Genomic DNA, 246 nt, shown 5'->3' with positions numbered 1-246 from the left:
CCTGTCTGCCCAGCACCATTTCCGGGTGGTCGATAAAATACCGGTTGATGGCAAACCCGTCCTCCGTCTGTCCGGTCTGGGTCCATTCCGGCACGATGTCCAGCGGGCGATCCCGCTTTTGGAGGAAGATGATGTCCGATACCACCTCGGCACCGGCATTCTTTTTGAACGCGTCATTAGGCAGACGGATAGCTCCCAGCAGCTCGGCACGCTGGGCAAGATAGCGGCGCACGGTGGAATCCTTGG

General features: G+C 59.3%; 1 protein-coding gene. It reads right to left on the bottom strand.

Annotation, left to right across the window (positions count from 1 at the left end; all coding sequences use genetic code 11):
* Window positions 1-246: hypothetical protein (locus tag LI241_RS16030; RefSeq protein WP_227161111.1), on the bottom strand; the 246-nt coding region annotated here is incomplete at both ends.

This window comes from Longicatena sp. 210702-DFI.1.196 (assembly GCF_020563125.1).
Lineage (GTDB): Bacteria > Bacillota_I > Bacilli_A > Erysipelotrichales > Erysipelotrichaceae > Longicatena > Longicatena caecimuris.
Note: the sequence above shows the minus strand (reverse complement) of the source record. Positions and strands in the feature narration are given on the sequence as shown.